Annotated in this window: 13 protein-coding genes and 2 tRNA genes; 8 read left to right on the plus strand and 7 right to left on the minus strand. The window is 54.7% G+C overall.

Going from position 1 to position 18,097, the window contains the following annotated elements:
• Positions 1–346: 346 nt before the first annotated feature.
• Both M989_RS01165 and M989_RS01170 read left to right on the plus strand, forming a co-directional pair.
• On the plus strand, positions 347–976 hold the full coding sequence (locus M989_RS01165) for a hypothetical protein (RefSeq protein WP_023336539.1): 630 nt from the start codon (positions 347–349) through the stop codon (positions 974–976).
• The gene (locus M989_RS01170) at positions 960–2,048 is read left to right on the plus strand and encodes a helix-turn-helix domain-containing protein (RefSeq protein ID WP_074398706.1); all 1,089 of its coding nucleotides are present in this window, start codon (positions 960–962) and stop codon (positions 2,046–2,048) included. The genes M989_RS01165 and M989_RS01170 overlap by 17 nt, the downstream gene beginning before the upstream one ends.
• Before the next feature lie 64 nt (positions 2,049–2,112).
• Here M989_RS01170 and M989_RS01175 read toward each other — a convergent pair whose 3' ends face one another.
• From M989_RS01175 to M989_RS25420, 3 genes are all read right to left on the minus strand, one after another.
• Positions 2,113–3,291, minus strand: a complete 1,179-nt coding sequence (locus tag M989_RS01175) for a tyrosine-type recombinase/integrase (RefSeq protein ID WP_064540892.1) — start codon at positions 3,289–3,291, stop codon at positions 2,113–2,115.
• A gap of 162 nt (positions 3,292–3,453) precedes the next feature.
• Positions 3,454–3,548, minus strand: a tRNA-Sec gene (locus M989_RS01180).
• Between the two features lie 385 nt (positions 3,549–3,933).
• Positions 3,934–4,027, minus strand: a tRNA-Sec gene (locus tag M989_RS25420).
• Between the two features lie 290 nt (positions 4,028–4,317).
• Between M989_RS25420 and M989_RS01185 the strand changes: the two genes are divergently transcribed.
• Together M989_RS01185 and yicI are read left to right on the plus strand one after the other, a co-directional pair.
• Positions 4,318–5,712 (plus strand): glycoside-pentoside-hexuronide family transporter, encoded by a 1,395-nt coding sequence (locus M989_RS01185; protein WP_064540897.1) that lies wholly within the window; start codon positions 4,318–4,320, stop codon positions 5,710–5,712.
• An 11-nt stretch (positions 5,713–5,723) separates the two neighbouring features.
• Entirely contained in the window at positions 5,724–8,042 is a 2,319-nt protein-coding gene (yicI, locus tag M989_RS01190; RefSeq protein WP_064540900.1) for an alpha-xylosidase, read from the plus strand.
• Between the two features lie 131 nt (positions 8,043–8,173).
• Here the strand turns inward: yicI and M989_RS01195 are convergent, their stop codons facing one another.
• Together M989_RS01195 and M989_RS01200 are read right to left on the minus strand one after the other, a co-directional pair.
• Positions 8,174–9,850 carry an AsmA family protein gene (locus tag M989_RS01195; RefSeq protein ID WP_064540903.1) on the minus strand — a complete coding sequence of 559 codons (1,677 nt, stop codon included), beginning with the start codon at positions 9,848–9,850 and terminating at the stop codon, positions 8,174–8,176.
• Positions 9,851–9,972: 122 nt separating this feature from the next.
• Positions 9,973–11,364 (minus strand): nucleobase:cation symporter-2 family protein, encoded by a 1,392-nt coding sequence (locus M989_RS01200; RefSeq protein WP_064540905.1) that lies wholly within the window; start codon positions 11,362–11,364, stop codon positions 9,973–9,975.
• A 283-nt stretch (positions 11,365–11,647) separates the two neighbouring features.
• Between M989_RS01200 and gltS the strand changes: the two genes are divergently transcribed.
• On the plus strand, positions 11,648–12,850 hold the full coding sequence (gltS, locus tag M989_RS01205) for a sodium/glutamate symporter (RefSeq protein WP_064540907.1): 1,203 nt from the start codon (positions 11,648–11,650) through the stop codon (positions 12,848–12,850).
• Positions 12,851–12,983: 133 nt separating this feature from the next.
• Here gltS and glpK read toward each other — a convergent pair whose 3' ends face one another.
• Positions 12,984–14,492, minus strand: a complete 1,509-nt coding sequence (glpK, locus tag M989_RS01210; RefSeq protein ID WP_064540909.1) for a glycerol kinase GlpK — start codon at positions 14,490–14,492, stop codon at positions 12,984–12,986.
• A gap of 21 nt (positions 14,493–14,513) precedes the next feature.
• Positions 14,514–15,362 (minus strand): MIP/aquaporin family protein, encoded by an 849-nt coding sequence (locus M989_RS01215; protein WP_064540911.1) that lies wholly within the window; start codon positions 15,360–15,362, stop codon positions 14,514–14,516.
• 420 nt (positions 15,363–15,782) lie between these two features.
• Between M989_RS01215 and zapB the strand changes: the two genes are divergently transcribed.
• From zapB to M989_RS01230, 3 genes are all read left to right on the plus strand, one after another.
• Complete coding sequence (gene zapB, locus M989_RS01220; protein WP_100249963.1) at positions 15,783–16,028, plus strand: septal ring assembly protein ZapB; 246 nt, start codon at positions 15,783–15,785, stop codon at positions 16,026–16,028.
• Between the two features lie 207 nt (positions 16,029–16,235).
• Complete coding sequence (gene sbp, locus M989_RS01225; RefSeq protein WP_064540914.1) at positions 16,236–17,225, plus strand: sulfate/thiosulfate ABC transporter substrate-binding protein Sbp; 990 nt, start codon at positions 16,236–16,238, stop codon at positions 17,223–17,225.
• Between the two features lie 92 nt (positions 17,226–17,317).
• Positions 17,318–18,073 (plus strand): CDP-diacylglycerol diphosphatase, encoded by a 756-nt coding sequence (locus tag M989_RS01230; protein WP_064540917.1) that lies wholly within the window; start codon positions 17,318–17,320, stop codon positions 18,071–18,073.
• The last annotated feature ends 24 nt before the right edge of the window (positions 18,074–18,097 follow it).

The raw sequence follows: 18,097 nt of genomic DNA on the forward strand, positions 1-18,097 counted from the left end.
CTTTAAGCTCATTACACGTTTTGGCTGTGTATTGCACTAGTACGCTGTCCTTTCCCTTAGCAGTAAAGCACTCTTCCGGAATATTGTCTGATAGTGATTAATCACAAACTATGATGCTTTTGCCACCATATGAAGCTCGCATACGCATCTCTGCTTGTACCTGTGGCAGCCCTGTTTAAAAAACCAGCAATAAAAATTTTCACATACTAGGTATTAATATAAATTTTATTAAATAACAATAACTTGTCGTTGTTTGGAATATAAGTTGGAATAATTTGTTGTAAAAAATGTGGTTGCGTTCTATCCTTCATGGTGACATTTCACAACAAATTTTTAGAGATCCTCTATGTCTTTAATCAATAAAGAAGAAGCCCATTTAGTATGCCGTCCTTACTACAACACCTTAACTTCTGTTTTCGATAATGCTTGGAAAAACTGGATTCAAAACGATATTGCCCGTCGCCTGGTCGACAAACGAGTGCGCTCGGCAGTGCTCCGAAACGATGCCTTATTTTTTTTGAAGGATCAGATTGAAGCTGCAGAAATTGAAGGTATTAAGTACGTAAAGATGCCTCATCAAGTGGGATTTTTGATTCAAGATCGCTATTTTGTGAGAATCAAAAAAGGGGACAAGAGCCTTCGCTCTTCTAACTATCCGACGCAAAGAGCATTGGATTTCCACAACCCTGAAGTTGACATGTTTGGTGGTCTGATTCGATTAGAGTTACTTTACATACTTAGTGACGACTGTGTAGGAATTGATAAAATCGTCCTTACTCAGCGCAACGGGAAATTTGTTGCATGGGCAATTGATATAACAGATGAAAATCTGTACGACTTGCCTGTACACGAGCTTGAAGTGAACATACCCCAACCTCAGCCTGTTACAAAAAGTGTTTCACCTGCGAAAAGTGTTGTGAAACCGAAACGGGTTAGAAAGACAGAACCGAAGGTAGAAAATGGTCGTGGAGATTAAGTCAGCAGCCACCGTACGCCCAGAGATGATTGAGTTGCGTCGGAAAATGTTGGGTATGAGCCAAAAGGATTTGGCTCATCGTGTAGCCCTGTCTCAAGGTACGTTGTCCAAAATTGAACAAGGGCTTAAATCTGCAACTGAAGACCAAATCCGCAGTATTGCGGAAGCGCTTAACTGTCCCGTCGAGTTTTTCATGATGTCAGAAAGGCTTTATGGTGGACCAATCAGTGCAAACCCGATGTACCGTAAAAAAGCATCTGTCAGCATGAAAGTGCTGGATAAACTTGTTGCTGAAGTGAATGTACGTATTGCTCATCTCAGAAAGCTGTTGCAGTTCGTTGAGTTCGAGCCCGAATATGAGCTCCCTTACTACGATCCTGAAGACTACGAAGAAAATATCGAACAAATTGCTCGTAATGTCCGTACTGCGTGGCATATCCCACGTGGGCCGATAAAAAACCTTGTTGAGGTACTGGAAAGAGCAGGCATCATTATCATTGATTGCGATATGGAAGATACTGGACTTTCAGGGCTAAGTTACAAAGTGGCGGGATTGCCACCATTAATCTTTATAAATAAAAATCAGCCAGTTGATAGGTACAGATTTACTCTAGCCCATGAGCTGGGTCATTTAGTGATGCATCGGGCTCCCACTCCAACGATGGAGGATGAAGCCAACGCTTTTGCTGCAGAATTTCTTATGCCCGCCTCTGATATTTATAACGATTTACGAAATATCAGTATCGAAAAAGCCGCTGCCCTTAAACCATTTTGGCGGACTTCAATGGCTGCGTTGTTCTATAGAGCAAAAACGCTAAAAGCGATTACGGCAGGTCAAAGCGATTGGATTTGGCGGCAAATGTCCATTAAACGTTACAAAATAGATGAGCCTGTCAAACTCGATGTAAACGGGGAAACACCAACATTACTGAACGCAATAATTGATCATACGAAAGACGAGCTAGGGTATGACCAAAGCGAACTTGCATCTATCTTCAATTTATTCCTTCCCGAGGTTATGCGTCTGTATGCTTTGGGAGCTCAAAACCAACATCTACGGTTGGTAAATTAATCATTTAGGGCTGAGCAATAACGCTCAGCCTTATGGTCTAACCCGCTGTTTTAATATGTAAAAATTAAACTTCTGCCAGAGAGCTAATGTTGTCGGCATACCACTGCATCATCTCCCTACGTCCCTCCAAATACTGAGCATGGTTGTAAGTCCCACGTATCGCATTCTTATCCACATGCGCAAGCTGCGTTTCAATCCACGCCGAGTTAAAACCTTCTTCATGCAGGATGGTACTCATGGTGTGGCGGAAACCGTGCCCCGTCAGCCTTCCTTTATATCCCAACAACTCAATCACTTGATTGACACTTTCCTTTGAGATGGGCTTCGTTCGATCATTCCGTCCGACGAATACTAGGGGGTATAGCCCGGTAATAGGCTTAAGTGACTCAAAGAGCTCGACAACCTGATCCGACATCGGAACAATGTGTGGTCGTTTCATCTTCATCACTTCAGCAGGGATCTCCCAGAGCCGCTTTTCAAAATTAATATCCTCCCAACGAGCAAAACGTAATTCCTGAGTTCGAACTCCTGTAAGCATGATGATTTGAGTTGCAGTCTTGGTAATAACACTCCCGGTATAGCCTGCAAGATCTCTAAGAAAGTGGGGGAGTTCTTCAGCAGTCAGGAAAGGAAAATGCGTTTTCTTTGGTGTAGCGAGGGCTGTAGCGAGATCGGGTGCAGGGTTGTATTCAGCGCGTCCGGTCACGATTGCATGACGGAATACTTCACCGCAGCGCTGTCTGACTTTGCGCATCTTTTCTAATGCACCACGCTTTTCCATACGACGAAGGGTTTCCAGCAATTCCATGGGCTTAATTTCAGCTATGGGACGCTTACCGATGTAGGGAAAAATATCCTTTTCAAAGGTATCAATAATTTCATCGCGATAACGTAATGACCAACGATCCGCTCTCAGCTGATGCCATTCACGGGCAATAGCTTCGAAGGTATTTTCATAGTTAAGCTTTTGGGCAATTTTCTCTGCTTTCTTTACTTCACCGGGATCGCTTCCAGCAGACAGCAGCTTTTTCGCAGCATCACGCTTTTCACGGGCTTGAGCGAGAGAAACCTCAGGATAAACGCCGAAAGCAAGGCGCTTTTCTTTACCCGCATAACGATACTTTAAACGCCAGTAGCGTGAGCCGTTGGTGGTTACTTCAAGGTAGAGGCCTCCACCATCAGATAGCTTGTACGGCTTCTCTTTGGGCTTGGCTGTGTCGATTTGTCTGACTGTTAGCTTCATTGGGGGCATCTCAAAATGGGGCTATAAATCATGCCCCCCATTATGCCCCCAGAACGCACTTGATTCCGGTAGAGACAGTTGACCTCGGGAGAACATAATCAGCAGTAATTGCGGGTATTATAGGGGATTTACTTGAGACAGTGGAGTTCAGTAGAGGCTAATTGGCGGAAGATCACAGGAGTCGAACCTGCCCGGGACCGCTGGCGGCCCCAACTGGATTTGAAGTCCAGCCGCCTCACCGGAGACGACGATCTTCCGCGCCTGCATTGCTACATGGAGGCGGGCGCATTATAGCTACTTTCAATCATTTACCACATCCCCCCAGGGCACATTTTTCGCCCCGTCGCCCCAGCATTTTCGGGCGCTTCAGATAAAACCCTGCTTTTTCTTAGGGTTACATTTTCTGGCTCTCACGCTGCACTTTATTTACCGCACTTCTTGCGCGATCGATGGCGCAAAAACCAGCGGTGTACGCGAATAGTTGACCGTTTTCCGGCCATTTAGCCTCGCGTTTATGCATCTTTGGCCGCCCAGGCGTACGGCGTAAACGAACCGGGACAGTATCAGGACAATCGCAAGCGCTGCTGAGGGGAAGTACGGGAAAAACAGGGGATGGCTTTCGCGGAAAAAGTGAGCGAATTTTGGCGGAGATCGCAGGAGTCGAACCTGCCGGGAGCCGCAGGCGGCTGCCACTGGAAATGAAGTCCAATCGTCTCACCGGAGACGACGATCTTCCGCGCCTGCATTGCTACATGGAGGCGGGGCGCATTATAGCCACTTTCAATCCGTTACCACATCTTTACTTACATTTTTCAGCACTTTTTTTACTTCCTCCGCACTGCATGATTAGAAATTTCTTAAAAATTCGTCATTTACACTTAGTCACACTCTACTCGCCAATGCAGATCACATAAATCAAGAAACGTAATTTGATAACGAGATATCGCAATACACCTTATCAGACTAATGGTTTACAAAACATGTAACCGGTACCACTTCGGCTTCGGTGCGAAAAGGGTTTGAAAGATGAAGAGTGAAGTATTATCTGTCAAAGAGAAAATTGGCTATGGTATGGGCGATGCCGCCAGCCATATCATTTTCGATAACGTCATGTTGTACATGATGTTCTTCTATACCGATATTTTCGGTATACCCGCAGGATTCGTCGGCACCATGTTCCTCCTGGCGCGCGCGCTCGACGCCATCTCCGACCCGTGCATGGGGCTGCTGGCGGATCGTACCCGCAGCCGCTGGGGCAAGTTCCGTCCGTGGGTGCTGTTCGGCGCGCTGCCGTTCGGCCTGGTCTGCGTGCTGGCTTACAGCACCCCGGACTTCAGCCATAACGGCAAACTGATTTATGCGGCAATTACCTACACGCTGCTGACCCTGTTCTACACCGTGGTCAATATTCCTTACTGCGCGCTGGGCGGGGTGATCACCAACGACCCGACGCAGCGCATCTCGCTCCAGTCCTGGCGCTTTGTGCTGGCGACGGCGGGCGGCATGCTCTCTACCGTGCTGATGATGCCGCTGGTGAATCTGATTGGCGGCGACGATAAAGCGCTGGGCTTCCAGGGCGGTATCGCGGTGCTCTCGGTGGTGGCGTTCCTGATGCTGGCCTTCTGCTTCTTCACCACCAAAGAACGCGTGGAAGCGCCGCCGACCAACAACTCGATGCGCGAAGATCTGCGCGACATCTGGCAAAACGACCAGTGGCGCATCGTCGGCCTGCTCACCATTCTCAACATCATGGCGGTCTGCATTCGCGGCGGCGCGATGATGTACTACGTCACCTGGATTATGGGTTCTCCGGCGCTGTTTACCGCCTTCCTCACCACCTACTGCGTGGGCAACCTGATTGGCTCCGCGCTGGCTAAACCGTTGACCGACTGGAAATGCAAAGTCAGCGTCTTCTGGTGGACCAACGCCATTCTGGCGGTGCTAAGCCTGGCGATGTTCTTCGTGCCGATGAACGCTAGCGTCATTATGTTCGCCTTTATCTTCGTGATTGGCGTGCTGCATCAGTTGGTGACGCCGATCCAGTGGGTGATGATGTCCGACACCGTGGACTACGGCGAGTGGCGCAACGGGAAACGCCTTACCGGCATCAGCTTTGCGGGCACGCTGTTCGTGCTGAAGCTGGGCCTGGCGCTGGGCGGCGCGATGATTGGCTGGATGCTGGCGGGCGGCGGCTATGACGCGGCCGCGAAGACGCAGAATCCGGCCACTATCAGCATCATTATCGCGCTGTTCACTATCGTACCGGCAATTTGTTACCTGCTGAGCGCCATCGTGGCCAAGCGCTTCTATACCCTGAAAACACCGTTCCTGGTCAGGATGATGGCCGAACTGGCGAGCGGCGCGCACCGCACTCAGCAGGATTTTGAAAACGTATCTATAAAACAATCTCTTGAGAATTAAAAGGACGAGCTATGAAGATCAGTGATGGAAACTGGATGACCCAGCCGGGTCTCAACTTAATTCATCCTGTCCAGGTGTTTGATGTTGAACAGCATGGCAATGAGCTAGTGGTGTACGTGGCACCGCGCGATGTACGGGAACGTACGTGGCAGCTGGACACGCCGATGTTCACTATTCGCTTTTTCTCTCCTCAGGAAGGCGTGGTCGGCGTGCGTATTGAGCACTTCCAGGGCGCGCTGGAGAAAGGCCCGCACTACCCGCTGAACGTGCTGAAAGACGTGAAGGTGCAAATCCAGAACACCGCCGAATTTGCCGAGCTGAAAAGTGGCAACCTGAGCGTGCGCGTCACCAAAGGTGAATTCTGGTCGCTGGACTTCCTGCGCAACGGCGTGCGGATCACCGGCAGCCAGCTGAAAAACAACGGCTACGTGCAGGACACTAACGACAACCGCAACTACATGTTCGAGCGTCTGGATCTGGGCGTCGGCGAAACCGTGTATGGCTTGGGCGAGCGCTTTACCGCGCTGGTGCGCAACGGCCAGAACGTTGAAACCTGGAACCGTGACGGCGGCACCAGCACCGAACAGTCTTACAAAAACATCCCATTCTATCTCACCAATCGCGGCTACGGTGTGCTGGTGAATCATCCGGAAAACGTCTCCTTTGAGGTAGGGTCTGAGAAGGTGTCGAAGGTGCAGTTCAGCGTTGAAGGCGAGCATCTGGAATACTTCGTTATCGACGGTCCGACTCCGAAAGAGGTCCTCAACCGTTACACCCAGTTCACCGGTCGCCCGGCGCTGCCGCCAGCCTGGTCCTTCGGCCTGTGGCTGACCACCTCATTCACCACCAACTACGACGAAGCGACCGTTAACAGCTTTATCGACGGTATGGCCGAGCGCAATCTGCCGCTGCACGTCTTCCACTTCGACTGCTTCTGGATGAAAGCCTTCCAGTGGTGCGACTTCGAGTGGGATCCGGTGACCTTCCCGGACCCGAAAGGCATGATCCAGCGCCTGAAAGAGAAAGGGCTGAAGGTCTGCGTATGGATCAACCCCTACATCGGCCAGAAATCCCCGGTCTTCCAGGAGCTGAAAGAGAAAGGTTACCTGCTCAAACGACCGGACGGTTCTGTCTGGCAGTGGGATAAATGGCAGCCGGGTCTGGCAATTTACGACTTCACCAACCCGGAAGCCTGCCAGTGGTATGCCGACAAGCTGAAAGGCCTGGTGGAGATGGGCGTCGACTGCTTCAAAACCGACTTTGGCGAGCGTATCCCGACCGACGTGCGCTGGTTCGACGATGCCGACCCGCAGAAAATGCACAACCACTACGCCTATATCTATAACGAGCTGGTGTGGAACGTGCTGAAAGAGACCGTCGGCGTTGAAGAAGCGGTGCTGTTTGCCCGTTCCGCCTCCGTGGGTGCGCAACAGTTCCCGGTGCACTGGGGCGGCGACTGCTACGCCAACTATGAATCGATGGCGGAAAGCCTGCGCGGCGGCTTGTCTATCGGCCTGTCCGGCTTCGGTTTCTGGAGCCACGATATCGGCGGCTTCGAAAACACCGCGCCGGCGGATGTCTACAAGCGCTGGTGCGCCTTTGGCCTGTTCTCCAGCCACAGCCGCCTGCACGGCAGTAAATCTTATCGTGTGCCATGGGCGTACGACGAAGAGTCCTGCGACGTGGTGCGCTACTTCACCGAAATGAAGTGCCGCATGATGCCGTACCTGTATCGTCAGGCGGCGCTGGCGAACGAGCAGGGCACGCCGATGCTGCGCGCCATGATGCTGGAGTTCCCGGACGACCCGGCGTGCGACTACCTCGACCGTCAGTACATGCTTGGCGATTCCCTGGCGGTGGCGCCGGTGTTCACCGAAGCGGGCGATGTGCAGTTCTACCTGCCGGAAGGTCGCTGGACGCATCTCTGGCACAACGACGAGGTGCAGGGCAGCCGCTGGCATAAACAGCAGCACGACTTTATGAGCCTGCCGGTGTATGTGCGCGACAACACCCTTCTGGCGCTGGGCAACAACAACCAGGTGCCGAACTACGCCTGGCATGAAGGCACCGCGTTCCAGCTGTTCCATCTGGAAGAGGGCCGTCAGGCAGTCTGCGAAGTGCCGGCGCAGGACGGCTCCGTTATCTATACGCTGACCGCGAAACGTCAGGGTAACGTGATTACGGTGACGGGCAACGGCAAAGCCAGCGGCTGGACGCTGTGCCTGCGCAATATCCAGCAGATTGCTGGCGTGCAGGGCGGGGCGCAGGCGGGGAGCGAGCTCGGCGTGGTGGTGACGGCGCAGGGTGATGAGCTGGTGATTACGCTTTAGTATTGAGGATACCCCCTCACCCTAACCCTCTCCCCGCGGGGGAGAGGGGACCGATAGTGCAGGTTGTGCGTTTGGTTTTCCCCCTCGCCCCTTTGGGGAGAGGGCTGGGGTGAGGGGGAAAACCCGCGCGACTACCTTATCTCGCCCCCCAGCATCTGCTGGGTCACTTCCTGTTTCTCCATATTCACCGCATGCAGCTGTCCATTCACCGTCGGTTTTAGCGGTGCATCCGCTTGTACATTGCCGCTGGCCGTAAGCTGAACATTGCCATCGCCGTCGATCGGCAATGCGGGCCAGCCCCACTGCTGGAGCACGTTTAGCGGCACGCCGCGGCCGTTAAGCGTGACGCGGGTCTGGCGCTGCGGCTGCTGTGAGACCGTGGCGGTGGCTTCCAGAATCCCTTTTTCGGTAAAGGCGCTCAGTTCGCTGATGTTGACCTGAGAGGCATCAGCGTTCAGCGTCATGGACGGGCGGCGGACGTCAACGCGGTTAAAGGTCGCCGCCGCACCGTTCAGCGTCGCGCTGCCGCCCCACACGCCCCACTGGCGATTTTTAACCAGTTGCAGGTTGGCGCCGTAGCCGTCCAGCGCGGTGATCTGCCACGGGAAGGCCGGGTCGATATCGATAATCAGGTTACGGCTGGCGCCGAATTTCTTCAGCGTTACGCTTTGTAGCCACGGCGGCAGTTGCTCCATCCACAGCGTTTTCCAGTTCTCCGGCAGCGTATACTCCAGCCCGGCGAAGACCGCGTCGTCCAGCACCAGGGCGTTAGCGTCGCGCAACCAGTTGCCGGAGCTGCGCACCATCCCCCCTTCCCAACGTGAGGTGAACTGCCGCAGCGCGATGCCCTGCGGCGAGAATTCCGCGTTGAGAATCGGGTCGAGCAGGTGCAGAGAACCGTAGATAAATTCGCTGGCGTTGAGCGACAATTTCCCGTCGCTGCTCTGCCAGCCGCCCTGGCTGAGCGTCAGGTTGCGCAAGTTCAGGTCCAGATCGGTGACCGCCCAGTCTGGCCCCTGCAAGCGCGCATCGGTCACGTCGAGCCGGCCAATCTGTAATGACGGTACGGTGGTCAGCGGGGCAAGGAAGTCGAGCAGCGATTTATCGCTTTGCATGCGGATATCGTTGAGGCGCAGATTATCAACCACCCAGCTGCCGTCCGCGTTGCGGCGGGCATTGCCCGTCAGCGAGCCACGCGCCATATCCGCGCCGACGGTGGTCAGGGTAACTTCATCGTTATTGATATCGCCCTCAATCAACACGTTGGTGGCCGGTACGCCGTTCAGCGCCAGCGAGCCTGCGCTCATTTGAATACGCGCTTTTTTGCCCAGCACGTTGCCGGCTTCCGGCGCCCACGGCATCACGCCGCCGGAGACACGCTGCGCGCTCAGCTCCCAGCCGGTTTCCGGGCTGTTGAGCGCCATATTGCTCAGCTGTAGGCGGTCGGCGACAAACGGCAGCGGCGCGGTAGATGGCGACAGGTTAAGGGTACCGTCCTGTAAAAGAATGGTATCAACATGCAGCGGATCGGTAATTTGCCGCGAGCTTAGACCAATATCTACGGTTTTCGCGACCAGCGTCGCGGGCTTGCCATCGCGGCCAAAAGTGACGTTTTGCAGCAGGATATGCGACGGGGACGAGAAGCGGTGATCCATCGCATCAAACTTCACCTGCCAGGTGGTGTTGTCGCTTAGCCACTGGCTGATGTGGCGCGCGCCCCAGCGCGTTTGCAGTAGAAAGTAAAAGGCCAGAATCACCAGCAGCAGGGCGATCAGCAGCCAGATAATGAGCTTTCCAAGAAATTTCATGATCTTCCGTCCTGAGAATGGCACATAAACCTGTTATGCATGATTTATGCGCAATCCTCAAGGCGGGAATCGTTTTATTCAATGTCAGCGGCAGTGGCTAACCGCCACTGCCGCGAGGTGAATTACTCTTTCTCTGGCGGGAAAACCAGGTTCAGAATGATGGCGGTGATGCCGCCGGCGGCGATGCCGGAAGAGAGCAGGTTTTTCAGCCAATCGGGGGCAAACTGCAGAATCTGCGGCTGCTGGGAAACACCCAGGCCAACGGCCAGCGACAGCGCGATAATCAAAATGGCGCGGCGGTTCAGCGGCTCGCGGGAAACGATGCGCACGCCGGAGGCGGCGATGGTGCCGAACATCACCAGCGTTGCGCCGCCGAGGACAGGTTCCGGAATGTGCTGTACGAAGCCGCTTACCGCCGGGAACAGGCCAAGCACGATCAGCATCAGCGCTACCACAAAGCCAACGTAGCGGCTGGCGACGCCGGTCAGCTGAATAACGCCGTTGTTCTGGCCGAAGCAGGAGTTCGGGAAGGTGTTGAACACCGCGGAGACGCAGGAGTTGAGGCCGTTTGCCAGCACGCCGCCCTTCAGGCGCTTCATATACACCGGGCCGGAAACCGGCTGCTCGGAAACGTCAGAAGTGGCGGTAATGTCGCCGATGGTTTCCAGCGAGGTGATCATAAACACCAGCATCAGCGGCAGCAGCAGATTCCAGTCGATGCCGAGGCCGTAGTACAGCGGGGTGGGGATCATAATCAGGCTGCTATTGGTCGGCGTCGCGTTCTCCGGCAGCATGCCGAGGAACCAGGCAATCAGATAGCCCGCTGCCATCGCGATCACCAGCGAAGCGATGCGCAAGTACGGGTTACGCTGGCGGTTAAGCAGAATAATAATGGCCAGCACTACGCCTGCCAGCAGCAGGTTTTTCGGTGCGCCGAAGGTATTGTCGGCCATGGCCGCATAGCCGCCGCCGATGGAGGTCAGGCCGACCTGAATCAGCGACAGGCCGATAATCATCACCACCACACCGGAGACCAGCGGCGTAATCACGCGGCGCGCCAGGTGCAGCACGCGAGATAAGACCATCTCGGTGCAGCTTGCCAGCATCAGGGTGCCAAACAGCGCCGCCATCATCGTCGGCACGTCCGCGCCGCCGGTTTTCAACGCCGTGCCGCCCATAATCAGCGGAGCCACGAAGTTAAAGCTGGTGCCCTGAATCGACAACAGACCAGAGCCTACCGGGCCCCAGGCTTTAATCTGAATGATCGATGCCACACCGGAAGCGAATAACGACATGCTGATAATGTGCTGAGTATCTTCAGCCGGCAGGCCAAGGGCCTGACAGATCAGCAGCGCTGGGGTGATCACCGCGACAAACATCGCCAGCAGGTGCTGGAGTGCGGCGAAGAGGGTCTGCGGAAGCGGCGGACGGTCTTCCAGGCGGTAAATCAATTCGCTGGCTTGCTTATGCGCAATCGGTTGCGCATTGGCTTGTTCGAGTGTGTTAGAGGACATCTCAGAGGCAATCTCGTGGTGGAAAAGTGGCGATTTTAGCGGACTGGTTGGTAAAAGCAAACGGTTGCTTTCGTGCGCGGTAAATTATTGCGGAAAATAACCATGCCAGGTGCGCGTGTTTAACCGCGTGCGTTAACGAAAATGCTGACAAATAATACCTTTTTCTATCACTTTAGCGCTTTTCATGATTACACTTTGGGCCGATGCCTCAAGAAGAGGCGATCTCGACATCGGAAAATTGTCGCGTGTGAATGGATCATGCGTTTAGTCAGGAGCTGTAATTATGTTTCATCTCGATACCTTATCGACGCTCGTTGCCGCAACGCTCGTATTGCTGCTGGGACGAAAGCTGGTCCAGAGCGTTTCCCTTCTCAAGAAATACACCATTCCCGAGCCCGTCGCGGGCGGCCTGCTGGTGGCGCTTGCGCTGCTGGTGCTGAAAAAAAGCCTGGGCTGGGAAATTGACTTTGATATGAGCCTGAAAGATCCGCTGATGCTGGCTTTCTTCGCGACCATTGGTCTGAACGCGAATATCGCCAGCCTGCGCGCGGGCGGAAAAGTGGTGGGCACATTCCTGATTGTGGTGGTCGGCCTGCTGCTGCTGCAAAACTCGCTGGGTATTGGGATGGCGAAGCTGCTGGGGCTGGATCCCTTAATGGGGCTGCTGGCGGGCTCGATTACGCTGTCGGGCGGTCACGGTACCGGCGCGGCGTGGAGCAAGCTGTTTATTGAGCGCTATGGTTTTGAGAACGCAACCGAAGTGGCGATGGCTTGCGCAACCTTCGGGCTGGTGCTCGGTGGATTGATTGGCGGCCCGGTTGCGCGTTTTCTGGTCAAACACTCCTCGTCGCCGGAAGGCACGCCGGATGACCAGGCGGTGCCGACCGCGTTCGAAAAGCCGGACGTTGGCCGCATGATTACCTCGCTGGTGCTGATTGAGACCATTGCGTTGATCGCCATTTGCCTGACCATCGGCAAAATTATTGCGCAACTGCTAGTGGGAACCGTACTGGAGCTGCCAACGTTTGTCTGCGTGCTGTTTGTTGGTGTCATTGTCAGCAACGGCCTGGCATTATTGGGTTTTTACCGTGTTTTCGAGCGAGCGGTTTCCGTATTGGGCAACGTCAGCCTGTCGCTGTTTTTAGCCATGGCGCTGATGAGTCTCAAGCTGTGGGAACTGGCGTCGTTGGCGCTGCCGATGCTGATTATTCTGTCGGTGCAGGCGCTGGCGATGGGGCTGTATGCGATTTTCGTCACCTACCGCCTGATGGGCAAAAACTATGACGCGGCGGTGCTGGCGGCGGGCCACTGCGGTTTTGGTCTTGGCGCGACGCCGACGGCGATTGCCAACATGCAGGCGATTACCGAGCGTTTTGGGCCATCTCATATGGCGTTCCTGGTGGTGCCGATGGTGGGGGCGTTCTTTATTGATATCGTCAACGCGCTGGTGATTAAGCTGTTCCTGCTGCTACCGATGTTTGGTTGAAATAAAAATGCCGGAGCTTATCTCCGGCATTTTTTTGCCTGATGGCGCTACGCTTATCAGGCCTACAGGCGGTATCTCACCGTAGACCGGATAAGGCGTGTTCGCGCCGCCATCCGGTATCCCCGCTCGGTGCTTACTCGTCGTGTTCTTCCCACGCTAACGCGCGTTTCACCGCTTTCTTCCAGCCGCTATAGCGGAAGTTACGCTCGGTGGTCTCAATCCCCGGACGGAACTCGCGCTCAATCACCGCTTTCTCCTGCAGCTCATCCAGATTCTGCCAGAAGCCCACCGCCAGACCGGCCAGGTAGGCCGCGCCGAGCGCCGTCACTTCGCGCACTTCCGGACGCTCAACTCGAGTACCCAGAATGTCGGACTGGAACTGCATCAGGAAGTTGTTGGCCACCGCGCCGCCGTCTACGCGCAGGGCGTGTAGACGAATGCCGGAGTCGGCCTGCATCGCTTCCAGCACGTCACGGGTCTGGTAGGCGATGGATTCCAGGGTGGCGCGAATAATGTGGTTTGAATTCACGCCGCGCGTCAGGCCGAAAATCGCGCCGCGCGCATACGGATCCCAGTACGGCGCGCCCAGGCCGGTAAAGGCAGGCACCACGTACACGCCGTTGGTGTCTTTCACTTTGGTGGCGAAGTATTCAGAGTCGAATGCGTCGCTAATCAGCTTCATTTCGTCACGCAGCCACTGAATGGACGCGCCTGCCATAAACACCGCGCCTTCCAGCGCGTAGTTCACCTCGCCGCGCGGGCCGCAGGCGATGGTGGTCAGCAACCCGTGGCTGGAGGCCACCGCTTTCTCCCCGGTGTTCATCAGCATAAAGCAGCCGGTACCGTAGGTGTTTTTTGCCATCCCTTCTTTCACGCACAGCTGGCCGAACAGTGCCGCCTGCTGGTCACCGGCGATACCGGCGATAGGAATACGCGTACCGCCTTTACCGCCAATGTTGGTCTGGCCGTACACTTCGGAAGACTTGCGCACTTCCGGCAGCATGGCGCGCGGGATGTCCAGCGCGTCCAGCATCTTGTCATCCCATTCCAGGGTGTTGATGTTGAACAGCATGGTGCGCGAGGCGTTGGTGTAGTCGGTAACGTGCACGCGGCCCTGGGTCATTTTCCAGATAAGCCAGGTGTCGACGGTGCCGAACAGCAGTTCGCCGCGCTTCGCACGCTCACGGGAACCTTCCACGTGGTCGAGGATCCACTTCACCTTGGTGCCGGAGAAGTACGGGTCCACCACCAGGCCGGTCGCTTTACGCACGTACTCTTCCATCCCGTCACGCTTGAGCTGCTCGCAGATATCCGCCGTACGACGGCACTGCCAGACGATGGCGTTGTAAATCGGTTTCCCGGTTTCACGCTCCCACACCACGGTGGTTTCACGCTGGTTGGTAATACCGATTGCGGCAATCTGATCGGAGTTAATGTCGGCTTTTGCCAGCACTTCAACCAGCGTGGAGCTTTGGGTCGCCCAAATTTCCATTGGGTCGTGTTCTACCCAGCCTGGCTTCGGATAAATTTGTTCAAACTCACGCTGCGACACGCTGATGATGTTGGCGTCATGATCCATAACGACGGCGCGGGAGCTGGTCGTGCCCTGGTCGAGCGCAACGATGTATTTTTTGTCAGTCATAATGAACGTTCCGTAGTCAGATTACAGCGAAGCATTGTGTTGATTTTGGCTGGAGACCGCTTTCGGCTCTTCAACCTCGCAGGTGTCGCAGGGCAGGTGGCGACCGATCAGCTTGCGATAGCTGAACGCACCCAGTGCTGCACCGACGATAGGCGCGCACAGCGGCACCAGGAAATACGGGATATCTTTGCCGCCGGTGAAGGCTACGTCTCCCCAGCCTGCCAGCCAGGCGAACGCTTTCGGCCCGATATCACGCGCCGGGTTCATCGCAAACCCGGTCAGCGGGCCCATTGAGGCCCCAATAACGGCGATCAGCAGGCCAATCAGCAGCGGCGCCAGCGGCCCGCGCGGAATGCCGTTACCATCGTCGGTCAGCGCCAGAATCACGCCCATCAGGATAGCGGTAATCACCATTTCTACCGCGAATGCCTGCACAAAATTGATATGCGGGTTTGGATAAGTAGAGAAAATACCCGCCAGCTCAAGACTTTCGACGCTGCCGCGCACCATATTGTGCGTGTGTTCGAAGTCGATGAAAAGATTGTAGTAAAGCCCGTAGACCAGCGCGGCGGCGCAGAACGCCCCGGCAAACTGCGCAACGATGAACGGGATGACCTTGCGGCCATCAAAGCAGGCAAACAGCCACAGCGCGATGGTGACTGCCGGGTTAAGATGTGCGCCGGAAACCCCGGCGGTCAGATAGATGGCCATCGCCACCCCCAGACCCCAGATGATGCTGATTTCCCACTGGCCGAAGCTCGCACCCGCGACTTTCAGCGCCGCAACACACCCCACGCCGAAAAATATCAACAACCCGGTACCAAGAAACTCTGCGATGCACTGGCCTTTTAACGTTGATGACTGGCTCATAATCGGAATCCTGAAGACTAATTGATGATTATTGTGTTCATGAGCATTCATGACGCTCATGTTACCTTGTAGGTATAGTGTTAATTTATCGTTAACGAGCGTAAACGAGAAATATCGAAATAAAAATGTGTGTTGTTCGTCAAGAAATGAGCGTTTTCGCGCCAAAAAGCGAACGATTTCGCCGCAAAAAATGTGAGGAGAGAAACATTCCGCACGCTAAAGCGTTAACAATTTATTGCATATTGACGCTAACGCTCCAGGTCTATGCCGAAAATTGCGGAGAACCGCAATCTACAGGCTCTGGCGCTGGACAGGGGCGGCGGGGCTTCATACAATCGACCACAAGCCGTGCGCTTATTTACGTTAAGGCGTCACCGGGGTTCCGGGACGATATCAACGCCTTGCAAGATCAGGAGAGGTATGACGATGTCATTAGAAGTGTTTGAGAAACTGGAAGCGAAAGTTCAGCAGGCGATTGATACCATCACGCTGTTGCAGATGGAAATCGAAGAGCTGAAAGAAAAGAACAACACGCTGGCGCAGGATGTACAGTCTGCACAGCAGAGCCGCGAAGAGCTGGAGCGTGAAAACAACCAGCTGAAAGAACAGCAGAGCGGCTGGCAGGATCGTCTGCAGGCGCTGCTGGGCCGCATGGAAGAAGTCTGATTCCACCTCTCCCCGGGCAGTCATTATCGCCTGGGGAAGTTTTCCCCTCCTCGCTGATTTTCCCTGTTGAGTGAATTCGCGCATCCGCGCATTGCTCGTTTCCGTATATTTCAAAACGGCATAATCAATCTTTTTTTATTCTTTAATCATCATTTCGATTTCTGGCAGGCTAGCCTCATTACAACACAACAGATAAGAGAGCGGGCGATGAACAAGTGGGGCGTAGGGTTAACTCTTTTGCTGGCTTCCACCAGCGTACTGGCTAAGGATATCCAATTACTGAACGTGTCTTACGATCCGACGCGTGAACTGTACGAACAATACAACAAGGCGTTCAGCGCGCACTGGAAAAAAGAGACCGGTGATAACGTGGTGATTCGTCAGTCACACGGCGGCTCTGGCAAGCAGGCCACTTCCGTGATCAACGGTATTGAAGCTGACGTCGTGACGCTGGCGCTGGCCTACGATGTTGATGCGATTGCCGAGCGTGGCCGTATCGACAAAAACTGGATCAAACGCCTGCCGGATAACTCCGCGCCGTACACTTCTACCATCGTGTTCCTGGTCCGCAAAGGCAACCCGAAACAAATTAAAGACTGGAACGATCTGGTGAAACCGGGCGTTTCCGTCATTACTCCGAACCCGAAAAGCTCCGGCGGCGCACGCTGGAACTACCTGGCTGCCTGGGGCTACGCGCTGCATCACAACAACAACGATCAGGCCAAAGCACAAGATTTCGTGAAAGCGCTGTATAAAAACGTCGAAGTTCTGGACTCCGGCGCCCGCGGATCCACTAACACCTTCGTAGAACGCGGCATTGGCGATGTGCTGATTGCGTGGGAAAACGAAGCGCTGCTGGCGGCGAACGAACTGGGGAAAGACAAGTTTGAAATCGTCACCCCGAGCGAATCTATTCTCGCCGAGCCGACCGTCTCCGTGGTTGACAAAGTGGCTGAGAAAAAAGGCACCACCGCGGTGGCGGAAGCCTACCTGAAGTACCTCTACTCGCCGGAAGGCCAGGAAATCGCGGCGAAGAATTTCTATCGTCCGCGTGACCCGGATGTAGCGAAGAAGTATGAAAATGCGTTCCCGAAACTGAAGCTGTTCACCATTGATGATGAGTTCGGCGGCTGGACAAAAGCCCAGAAAGAACACTTCTCCAACGGCGGCACCTTCGATCAGATTAGTAAGCGTTAATCTCCCTCTGACGCCCGGCAAATTTGTCGGGCGTTTTCTTTTAGTCATCAAAGTACGCTACTCTTCCCCCTGGTTTTTTCTGGGGAGACAACATGACAAGGTTAAAATACCTGCTGGTCGCGCTGCTGGTGATGGTGATAGCGGCGAGTGCTGGCGGCTGGTACTGGCTGCATTCCGGTAACCCGGATGCCCTGCGTCAGATTGTGCTACAGCAGTGCGTGCCGAACCAATTGCAGCATCGGACCCCTGCGCCGTGCGCTGACGTGAACCCGACAGGCGGCTACGTGCTGTTTAAGGACCGCAACGGCCCGCTGCAATACTTGCTGATGCCAACCTACCGTATCAATGGGACTGAAAGCCCACTGCTGCTGGACCCACTGACGCCAAACTTTTTCTGGCAGGCGTGGCAGCGTCGCATGATCATGAGCGACAAACGGGGTTCAGAGGTGCCGGATAGCGCCATCTCCCTGACCATCAACTCCCGTACCGGGCGGACGCAGAACCATTTCCACATCCATATTTCCTGCCTGCGCAAAGACGTTCGCGAGCAGTTGGACGGCGATATCGCCGCCATTAGCAGCCGCTGGCTACCTTTGCCGGGCGGGCTGATGGGGCATCAATATCTGGCCCGTCGCGTCACTGAAAATGAGCTGGCGCAGCGCAGCCCGTTCCTGATGCTGGCGGAAGAAGTACCGGAAGCACGCGACCATATGGGGCGCTTTGCGCTGGCGCTGGTGAAGCAAAGCGATGACTCGCTTCTGCTGCTGGCGACCGAGCGTAATCTGCTGACGCTGAACCGAGCTTCTGCCGAGGAAATTCAGGATCATCGCTGCGAGATTCTGCAATAACCCTACCTAATCTGGCGTTTACCT

Origin of the sequence: Kluyvera georgiana ATCC 51603, from assembly GCF_001654985.1 — a bacterium.
GTDB lineage: Bacteria > Pseudomonadota > Gammaproteobacteria > Enterobacterales > Enterobacteriaceae > Kluyvera > Kluyvera georgiana.

Coding starts and splice junctions, on each gene's coding strand:
- M989_RS01165 (WP_023336539.1), top strand. CDS start 347: ATGTCTTTAATCAATAAAGAAGAAGCCCATTTAGTATGCCGTCCTTAC.
- M989_RS01170 (WP_074398706.1), top strand. CDS start 960: ATGGTCGTGGAGATTAAGTCAGCAGCCACCGTACGCCCAGAGATGATT.
- M989_RS01175 (WP_064540892.1), bottom strand. CDS start 3,291: ATGAAGCTAACAGTCAGACAAATCGACACAGCCAAGCCCAAAGAGAAG.
- M989_RS01185 (WP_064540897.1), top strand. CDS start 4,318: ATGAAGAGTGAAGTATTATCTGTCAAAGAGAAAATTGGCTATGGTATG.
- yicI (WP_064540900.1), top strand. CDS start 5,724: ATGAAGATCAGTGATGGAAACTGGATGACCCAGCCGGGTCTCAACTTA.
- M989_RS01195 (WP_064540903.1), bottom strand. CDS start 9,850: ATGAAATTTCTTGGAAAGCTCATTATCTGGCTGCTGATCGCCCTGCTG.
- M989_RS01200 (WP_064540905.1), bottom strand. CDS start 11,364: ATGTCCTCTAACACACTCGAACAAGCCAATGCGCAACCGATTGCGCAT.
- gltS (WP_064540907.1), top strand. CDS start 11,648: ATGTTTCATCTCGATACCTTATCGACGCTCGTTGCCGCAACGCTCGTA.
- glpK (WP_064540909.1), bottom strand. CDS start 14,492: ATGACTGACAAAAAATACATCGTTGCGCTCGACCAGGGCACGACCAGC.
- M989_RS01215 (WP_064540911.1), bottom strand. CDS start 15,362: ATGAGCCAGTCATCAACGTTAAAAGGCCAGTGCATCGCAGAGTTTCTT.
- zapB (WP_100249963.1), top strand. CDS start 15,783: ATGACGATGTCATTAGAAGTGTTTGAGAAACTGGAAGCGAAAGTTCAG.
- sbp (WP_064540914.1), top strand. CDS start 16,236: ATGAACAAGTGGGGCGTAGGGTTAACTCTTTTGCTGGCTTCCACCAGC.
- M989_RS01230 (WP_064540917.1), top strand. CDS start 17,318: ATGACAAGGTTAAAATACCTGCTGGTCGCGCTGCTGGTGATGGTGATA.